The 9,503-nt window shown below is 40.5% G+C and carries 6 protein-coding genes; 1 reads left to right on the forward strand and 5 read right to left on the reverse strand.

Translation table 11 applies throughout. The features are described from left to right. Nucleotides 1-141: 141 nt before the first annotated feature. The 4 genes from KO534_RS12855 to KO534_RS12870 all read right to left on the reverse strand — a co-directional run bounded on the left by KO534_RS12855 (nucleotide 142) and on the right by KO534_RS12870 (nucleotide 3,996). Nucleotides 142-1,338 carry a hypothetical protein gene (locus KO534_RS12855; RefSeq protein WP_215930070.1) on the reverse strand — a complete coding sequence of 399 codons (1,197 nt, stop codon included), beginning with the start codon at nucleotides 1,336-1,338 and terminating at the stop codon, nucleotides 142-144. Nucleotides 1,339-1,580: 242 nt separating this feature from the next. After that, entirely contained in the window at nucleotides 1,581-1,979 is a 399-nt protein-coding gene (locus KO534_RS12860) for a hypothetical protein (protein WP_215930071.1), read from the reverse strand. Nucleotides 1,980-2,249: 270 nt separating this feature from the next. After that, nucleotides 2,250-3,023 carry a hypothetical protein gene (locus KO534_RS12865; RefSeq protein WP_215930155.1) on the reverse strand — a complete coding sequence of 258 codons (774 nt, stop codon included), beginning with the start codon at nucleotides 3,021-3,023 and terminating at the stop codon, nucleotides 2,250-2,252. Then, entirely contained in the window at nucleotides 3,016-3,996 is a 981-nt protein-coding gene (locus tag KO534_RS12870; protein WP_215930072.1) for a Vgb family protein, read from the reverse strand. The genes KO534_RS12865 and KO534_RS12870 overlap by 8 nt, the downstream gene beginning before the upstream one ends. A gap of 158 nt (nucleotides 3,997-4,154) precedes the next feature. Between KO534_RS12870 and KO534_RS12875 the strand changes: the two genes are divergently transcribed. After that, a complete protein-coding gene (locus KO534_RS12875; RefSeq protein ID WP_215930073.1) occupies nucleotides 4,155-6,299 on the forward strand; it encodes a winged helix-turn-helix domain-containing protein in 2,145 nt (714 codons plus the stop codon). 305 nt (nucleotides 6,300-6,604) lie between these two features. On the opposite strand, the gene KO534_RS12880 is transcribed toward KO534_RS12875, so the two are convergent. Then, nucleotides 6,605-9,364 carry a LuxR C-terminal-related transcriptional regulator gene (locus KO534_RS12880; RefSeq protein ID WP_215930074.1) on the reverse strand — a complete coding sequence of 920 codons (2,760 nt, stop codon included), beginning with the start codon at nucleotides 9,362-9,364 and terminating at the stop codon, nucleotides 6,605-6,607. Between the last annotated feature and the right edge of the window lie 139 nt (nucleotides 9,365-9,503).

Here is a 9,503-nt window from a genome sequence, read left to right on the forward strand (position 1 = left end):
CAATCGAGTATTAAAAGTTTTCTTAACTGATCGGCATTACTTTTTACGGCGTTTTTTTCGGCGCTCAATTTGCGCTTAGACTAGGGCTCAGGGGTAACCTTGGGCTGTAGTTTTATCAGGTGCTAGCTGTTAATGGCGGCTTTATTCCACTGACGCACCGAATATTGTAATTGCCAGCCCTAAAAAACCAAGACATGTAAATCCTACTCCTTTGAGTGACAAACCACTCTCTGAGTAGCGCCCCTTGGCTGCAATAAAAGCTTGAAGCCCATAATAAAATGCAAACGCTCGAGATGCGTAACTGATGATCTCAAATATACTCATCGCCCAAGTGAGTATTAATCCAATGGCAACCAAAAGCGCATAACCGGCTCTTGGCGAAATCCGACCTTTAGTTAGCTCAGTAATCAAACCACCAGAACCGCCAGTATCTGCAACAGCGGCACTGAATTGTGCGCTGATAGCGGCAACAATCAACAGTACGGGTAAAATAGGTGCCACTACTGCCATAAGTTCAATGATGGCAGTTTCACTTATGGGTAAGTTTTCAGGAATAAATAGATAGCTTAAAAACACAATGTATACCATATAGATAGCTGTAGAGATCCATTGCGCAAACTGCATAGAACGAACTCTTGTCAGTGGCAGATATTCGTCACCAATGTACCTTGATGTTTCAAATCCCTGGACTGTGACTAGTAACCCTGCTGCCAATACTACGGCTTGCCAACCAGTTACCGTGGCAGAACCTCGCACCAGTTCACTGGCAATAGCTTTGTCGATGAAAAACCACCCAAGTCCAAATAACAGCCCCGCGATGATCGAAAGTTTCACTCCTACAGTGATTTGTTCCATACGCTCCAATGCATGAAATCCTCGAGTCCAACCTACTAGCAGTATTATCGCAAAAACAGCAGTGGTAACGAGTTGCCCATGGAAAGCATCATTTACTGACGTCATACTCACCGCAAATGAGCCGAGCAAATTTAAGTAATAAGCAACCGAAATGATATAAGCAAAGGCTAAGGCCCAAGAAGCCACGGTTTCAAGTTTATCCTCAAGCACAGTGCGGACGCCGCTAAGTGACGCGAGTCTGACTATATTGAAGCGGATTGCCGCACCAAAAAGGTAAGCAACAGTGCATAAAAGAATCATTATCAAGGCAGCATACTGTCCAAAAGATGCGACTAAAATTGGACCTAAAACCAAAAAACCACTGCCAATAATGGAAGCTAAAGGGGTAATTGCGGCGCGCCATAATAAGTTGTTGGCTACTTTGGGATACAGTAATAAGGAAGCGGCACTGATAGCCACCAAAATAATTAGATAATTAAGCATTCATTCTTTTAGTTATTGTTGTTTAGCGCACTTGTACTAAGCCATACACGAAAAATGGCGGATAGATTCGATATGAATCCGTTATTTTGATGGTTAAGAATTTTATGGTAAGAGTCAGTGAAATACTAGCGCTATGCTGCACTAGTGAGTTTATTGTTTGTTTTCAAAGAATTGAACAATTGTTCTGGCCTATATGTGTAATACGCATTAGATGAGTCAGTTTTAATGTCAATCCCAAGCGACTACGACCACGCTTCTTTATCTAATTCGGGAAAACTTACTTTGCACTCCCCTGGCTTTACTCCATCAACTCTAGCAAAACCGTTTCCGTCTAAAGTGCCTTTAGCAATAGAGCCGTCTGGTAATTCAATTTCGTATTTTTCACCAGAAACAGGGACATCTTCTTCGTCCAACATTTCGATTTCGATCCAACTGGTATTCTCTTTTTGTTGTTCGGGGGTTTGGTTTTCAATTGCTTTATGAGCAGGAGCAACGGTTGAACCATACTTGCCTTTTTGGGCTTCTACTTGTTTAGCCTTTGTTTTTTCTACCTTTCCTGGGTCAGCTTCATCTGCCTCAAAGGCTTCTACAGGAGTAGTGGGTGCCACTTCTGTGACTTTCTTTCCAGTTTTAGCTTTCATATTAAAACACTCTACTTTGAAATAAATTTGGCAACTGATTTTTACATTGTCGTCTCAAAACAGTCGCATCAAGTTGGAAACTGGCCGGAGGGTTTACTTGAATGTTTTTGAGCTTTGGGTAAGTAATTGGAGATTGCATTTAGTGATATTCCTTATCATGGTCACTCCGCATAAACAGTAGTAAACACCCCTAGCTTTTGCAAGGGGTATAAGCAACCTAAAAGCGCCATTGGCTAGCTGATCAATACCCAACTACCAGCAGTTATGATGTTAAGGGCAAGGTAAATGTATATTGTGAAAATCTAGCGCGACGGTTTTTAATTTTTGTTGGGTGTCTTCACTTACATTTATTTGCGGTAAATACCCAAGCACATTTGCCGGTTTTGAGGTGACAATTTGAAAAAATACATAAGCAGTCAAAAGTGCGCCGTTAAGGTTTGAGTGATTGCCATCTGGCCCATGTAACTTTATATCTGGGTATAGCAATTGAAACTCATCCCAAACGGGTCCAATTGGTGCCACACATGCAGCTTCGTTGTTTGCTATCTGAAGGTGTAATTCGTAAATGCGCTGGCCCTCGATTTTATTTCGATAACGTGGCCACTCAGGAAACATTACAGGAGTGCCACCCAGATTTTTAACTTGTTTAATCCAGTCTTGGGCGGCTGAAGTGGAATAGAAGTAACGCCCAGAAGTGGAATATTTTTGTGCTTGCAGAAACACATGGGTCCAGTTGCGAGCATTTAATGTTTCTAAGGTGACTCCGTCATTCACCCTTTCATCTAAAAAACGGTAACCAGGTACGAGCGCTGTGTTTGCTGATTTTTCAGGTTCAGCAGCCGTAATTAATGTGCTTACTAAATTGGGTAAACCGTTGGCTGAGCTGTGGCTATTGCCAATAAATAACAATTCATAATTTGCTTCAGGCATTGTGCTTAATTGGGATATCTTGGCGCTATGACTTGCGCCATCAGAACTGCAGCCGTTCAGGCTCACCATTACTAATAACATTAGGCAAGTTAGCCATTGATTACCTTTATTCATAATTTACTCCATTGAATAAAGCAGCTGTCTTCGCCTTTGGCCTTTGCATGGTTTTGAATAAGCGATAAACAAAGGTGCCGCCAGCTAAATCACCACTGCCACTTTGCACTACTTTTTTATATTCACTGCCATCATTGAGCACTCTATATACGGCATTTGAAGTATTAAAAATAAAGTGTGAGTCTCCATCTTTTTGCATGCCTGTGGGCCTGGCAACATCAGCTAATACTTCTTTAAAATTGCCAGCAAGATCAAAAATCATAATTTTATTACTACGCTCTGCGGTGACTAAGATTTCTTGATCGCGAAGCAGTATACTTCTTGGTGCATCCAATCCTTGTGTACCCGCTGCAACCACACTGATGACAGTTTTATCAGTTAAATTAAGTTTAATGATATTGTCACTGTCATATCCTGGCAGATACAAAAAACCATCACTACTGATGGTCATACCCACATCTATGCCTTTAATTAAACCATTGTCAGGGGGCAACATTTGCTCAACAATGGTCCATGTTTGTGAATCAATCTTTACTACTTCATTGGTACCGTAACTGGCTGCATACATTTGCCCATTTGCGCCCATTACTGCGCCGACTGGGTTTTTAATAAAGTTGTTTTCGACAATTTCTGTGGTTGGATCATCACCCATAACCACTTGGCCGACACTTAGGGTGTTGTAGTCAAATTTGAGTAACCTGCCATTGGTTTCACTGACCACCAAAACATCACCATCTGGCGCTTGTAATATGCCAAGTGGGCCATCAACTAGGTTTTGACTATCGAGATCACGAATAAAATCACCACTACAGCCGTCATAGATTTTTACGTTGTTACGTTTCCAACTACTCACCAATAACAGTGAATCGCAAGTGTTATCACCGAGGTTCGGTGTATTTGATAATGCCGCGCTGGACGCCATTAAAAAGCAATAAAATATGCTTGCCAATGGTACTGAGGTAAGTCGGTGCATTTTAGGTCCTTAGTGTATTAATTAAGAGAGTTGCGAAGAGACCTTGCTACTTTATGGTTATACACTAGCAATAATCCTTCGGAGCGCTTCTTAAAACCTTCCTGAAAACCTCCTGTTGTTTGATTTTGATGACTAAATACTGATAACCGTTTGTTTTAATGTACAATATTCGGATGATGACTGAGTCCAGCACAACGCCCCAAATTATCTACCATTTTGCCGATTGGCACTTTAATCCTGCGGATGGACTATTAAGTTCTAAGCAAAAGTCCTTACGATTACAGCCAAGGTTGTCGCAGTTATTGCAATTATTGTTGAGCAATCAAGGTAACTTGCTCAGCAGAAACGAATTGATTGAAGTAATTTGGAAAGACAAGTTAGTAAACGAGGATGCACTTTCAAGATGTGTTGCCGAGTTACGAGCGGCGTTAGGTGATAACACAGCTAAGCCTATTTACATTGAAACTTTACCCAAAAAGGGATATCGGTTTATTCACCAGGTAAAGACTCAGTCAAATGACCCGACTGTTAAAAGTGCCGCTCAGTCTGTAATCAATTATAAATACGCATTAATAATTGGGGTTTTTGCCTTAGCCTTAATTTATATTGTTAGTCAGTATGCTAAAACTGATACCCCTAGTGCAGCGCTTAAATCGGCCTTAATCACGGCGAAAAGATTAACCACAGATAGCGATTTTGAGCACCAACCGGCCTTGTCTAGTTTAGGGAATAAGATCGCGTTTTCTGTCACCCAGCAGCAAAGAGTTATTGTTAAAGTACTGGATCTCGATGGGGAAACGTTGTTCGAAATACGCGATCCTAAACAGCATTTGGTTTCTGCTACGTTTTCTCCAGACGATAAACAATTGTTAGTGGCAGCTCTTTCTGACAACAGCTGCACTGTGTATGTGTATCAATTACCGTCCTTGCAACGAGAACCCTTAACGCCCTGTATGTCACCTGGCTCTGCGGGATTAGTTGACTGGTCAAAAAACGGTCAGCTTATCGCCTATGTCAATCGCGCTGCTAGTACGAAAGATGGAGGAGGCCTTGATGATGCTCCTGAGGTTGCCGCCATTTGGCAATACGATCTTCAAAGCAAACAACATCGTCAAATAACCTTTCCGCGACATCAACATAGCTTTGATTCCCGTCCACGTTTTTCACCTGATGGAAAATACTTAGCCTTTACCCGTGGTAACGATTCAATTCGTAATTTACACCTTATTCAGCTAGGCAAATCAGAGACCTCTGAGGCCGCAACAAACTTGACTCAAGAAGCGGCGTTTATTACCAGTTTTAGCTGGCTGAAAGATAGCCAAGGGCTGCTTTACGATAGTAATGTGTTAGGAGATAGAAACCTGTGGTTAGTAGATATTAATCAACAGCAAAAAGAATTGCTTGGGGCGAGGGATGCAAAATACCCTAGCCTTAATAGCCAAAACACTCGATTGGCATTTCAAGAAGTGCGTTATAACGCGAATATATGGCAGCTTGATTTAACCACCGATAACCCTAGCCCTGAACCTATTATTCAGTCGATAAAATATAATAATTTCCCAGGTTACTCTCCCGATGGCAAACAAATAGCCTTTGTGAGCAATAGAAAAGGCAAAGCCGCTATCTGGTTATATTCTCTCGAGACTAAAAAACAAAGGCAATTATTAGCGATAGACGACGCTGACCTAGTGTTACCCAACTGGTCATTTGATGGCAGTCATTTACTGGTGAGTAGTCGCAGCGCTACAGGGTATCGCTGTTATCAACTCAACCTAGCCAGCAAATTGTATCAACCGCTTTATGGCATATCTGGGCAATACCATGGTTGCCATTATGCCGCTGATGGCCATATTTTTGCTATTTCCAAAGAGCACGGCGAAACATCATCCTTAATTAAAATTACTCAGCAGGGGCAGGTCACGCAACTAAGTGATTTTAGTGTCGAACGGCTCCAAATATCCAAGAATAACCAAATAATCTATTCTCGAAAAGATAACAATGCGCTTTATTCCATGGATTTCAACGGCAACAATAAGCAAGTGGTTGTAGAGTATTTGGATCCCCAAGTGAAAGGGCATTGGACGGTTCAAGGCAGCTATTTATATTACGCTAAACTCGGTGCTGACAAAGGCATCTGGCGAAGCAGTCTAGTCAAAAATGAAGACCTAAAAGTAACAGATATATTACCCAAAGCTATTGGGGTGCCATTAGCAGTCAGCCCTGACCGCAATTATTTGATTTATAGCCAAACAGATAGCCGACAAGCCGATATTTATTTAGCTGATATCCCTAGCCGTGAGTAAACCTGTTTTTGTTTAAAGAGTGAAAGCCTGTTTTTTAACTGACGTCAATTAACAAAGCAGGCTCCAATGCCAATCGTTTCGGGCCCAATCCCTTTGCCTTTTTAATTGGCCCCGAGGCATGGAACGTCACAGCTAAGAAAGTAGGTATTGACGGGTGTTCATCCATAACTCTGTGGGTAAGGGGCTAATGTGGCGGCATATTAATCTTTGATTTATTAAGGCTAGCCTACGCAAACACACACTGCCGAGTATTACCTTAGATTTGTAGAAAGTGGATTGTTAAACGAGCTCAACAGCTTAAAAAGTCAATCCAAAATACCTAACTCTCTGCCAACAGCCGCCGCTTGTGTTCTATTGGCGACGTAGAGTTTTGCAAAAATATTTTTTACATGCCATTTTACCGTGCCTTCACCTAAAATAAGTTCTTGGGCAATTTTCTTATTTGAGTAGCCCTCACAAATAAGCACTAGAACGTCTATTTCTCTTTGCGTTAAATTATGAATCGACGGAGGAACAGGGAGTTGTTGAGAGGAGGTGTTTGTTGGCGGTAGAGTGGTTTTTGATTGATAACTGTCTACTTTTTCGGTTCTAAGTTCGTTTGAAAACTTCACTAGATCCTGAATATAGCTAGTAGATGGACCATGTAGATCTTCCACTTTAATATAATATGTTTGATATTTTTTTATCAATGGCATGATCTTATCTCCTAAATCAAGAATTGATCGCGTGGAGTTTGATTGCTCTCCTAAAAATAATAGTTCGCGTACCCCTCGTAACATTTTGTTTTCGTCGCCAATATAGGCATGTACTAAGGCTAATAACCCTGCCAACTCTACGCAAAAGCATATTCTTTTTTGCTCTTTAGCCTGATGCAACATTTTTGTTAACCACGCCGACGCATCTGCAAATCTACCAACGTTGATGAGGTAACGAGCAAAAGCACTGTAAATGGTTTCATCTTTGCTCGAACAGTTAAAGCTGGGGTTTGGAGTGCGTTTATCAATTGAAATATCTTCATTAGCGAGTAGTGATTTCGCCATCGCTACCTCACCCGTTTTTAGGTGATATTTAATTTGTTCAGCGCAAACTAGCCTATGTAGATGACTGTCTGAACGAGACGACACGATGTTTTTAGCTTTGATTAATAATCTAATGGCGTTGGCCGGGCCATGGTAATAATTCGCTAATTTTGCTCCATGAATAATTGCCTGTACCTGGAAAATTCGATTATCGTATTGTTCAAATAACTTACTCGCAGACAAGTGCAACACCTCTGAGACATCGATCCGGTTTAATTCATATTCGATTTCACTCAAAATTAATAAAGGTACAGCGACAACAGGTATGCGAGTACCATAGTTTTGAATCGACAAATCTATGGCTTCTTCACATAAACCCTTCGCTTCAATCAAGCGCCCTTCAATTTTTCTAATGTATGCCATCCTTGATAGTGCGGTGATAGCGGTGATTGCTGTTGCGTTAGCGTCAGCATAATATTTGCTGTCTAAAAAAGCGGTGTAGGCCTGCGTGAATTGCTCTCGTCTTAGGTAGGCAGAACCTAGTGACAGGGCTATTTGTTCTTTAAAAAAGGTATCTCCTTCCGAGTCCAACAGTTTGCACCAAACTGTCGGATCAGACCACTCAGGATCCAAAGCTTGTCTAACGCGATATTTAAGAATCTTAACTTCTGATAGGGTGGGAGTTAAGTGTTCAAAACCTGCCTCGACTATATTGTTGTTCACCAAACCTGCTAGTTTATTTATTTCTATTTTCGCCTCGATAAATTTTTGTGTGATGACTAATGTCCAAACATATACATATTTTAGAAAAGAGTTAGTGGTTAATTCATCAATCGAAAGTGTCTTGAAGTATCTTTGCAATAGTGTGATCTCTCCAGACACAATTAGCTGTCTAGCAAATCTTTTTATGACGTTTGTAGCTGTATCAATATTCGATAATTCTAACGCGTGAAATAAAGATTCAGCGGGGGTTTTGTGCAATATATTCCATGAAAGTGCTCTTTCATGGAGTTGTTTAGTGTTACCTTTATTTTGTACTAAAAAATTTTCTCTTAAGTAGTGATTGAAAAAAGACGGGTAACGATAAGTTTGCGGACTAAATTGACTTTTTATAATTATGCCTAACTTACGTAATTGTTTGATGTATGCGTCGCTATTTTCGTGTTGGCATACGTGATTGCATAATTTAATTTGGAGTTTTCTCAGATGTGCAGTTTGATAAATAAAAGTAAGTAGCTCCTTGTTTAAGGTCATAAAAATGTACTGGTGAACAAATTGAGAAATGATTTCATGATCACCTTTTACGATTCGGTTGATTTCGCTTGGTGAAGTTGCATTTTTGATCGCAACTGCAGCTAATTTTATGATGGCAGGCCAGCCTAATAAATTATTGGCGAGGGTGTAAATCTTGTTTTCGTCAACCATTCCTAAACCTTCAAATACAAAACAAGACTTTATTTCAGCAAGCGTAAATCTGAGGTCATTCTGTTGAATGACGTGGACATTATCCCTTAGCAACATAGCTACAATGTCCCAGTCTGGCGTTTCTTTGGAAGAAATGATTAACCTCACATTACTGGGTAGGTTATCAATTAACTTATTTAATATTGCTAAAGTGTGTTTGTCTTTAATGTGTTCAAGCGAATCCCAAAACCAGTACATTTCATCTTCTGCTCTCTCCAGTAAATGAATAATTGCTTCGACTGAAGGGGAGTTATTGATGAACGATGAATTGCGGTGAGTTGTATTAATCTTAGGTATATACAATAAACTCTCCAAAAGCTGGAGTAATACCTTTGACGCGGTGCCATCGGTGCAGTCTATATTCACCCATGCATTGTCCGTTTTTTCTTTTGCTGCCTCTTCTAACCATTGCGACATTAGTGTGGTTTTACCAAAACCTGCAGGAGCTGTCAGCAGCGTTACTTTACGCTTAAAGTTATGCTTAAAAGAAAGCCCCATAGACTTTCTAGTGATTAATTTTGTGGGGTTAGTTTTAGGTTCAAAATAGGCTTTTGGAAACGATATTACAGATAAAGCAGTCACTGAGAGGCCTCATACTAGGTAAGAGTGTCGACATTTTAAAAAAATTCTGTACCTGAAATAAACTCAAATTTGTACATTCCAAGTTCAAAAAATATATCTTGACGCCGACTAGATGACAAGAGTATAAATAGCCAAGTTG

Origin of the sequence: Paraglaciecola arctica, from assembly GCF_018861065.1 — a bacterium.
Lineage (GTDB): Bacteria > Pseudomonadota > Gammaproteobacteria > Enterobacterales > Alteromonadaceae > Paraglaciecola > Paraglaciecola arctica_B.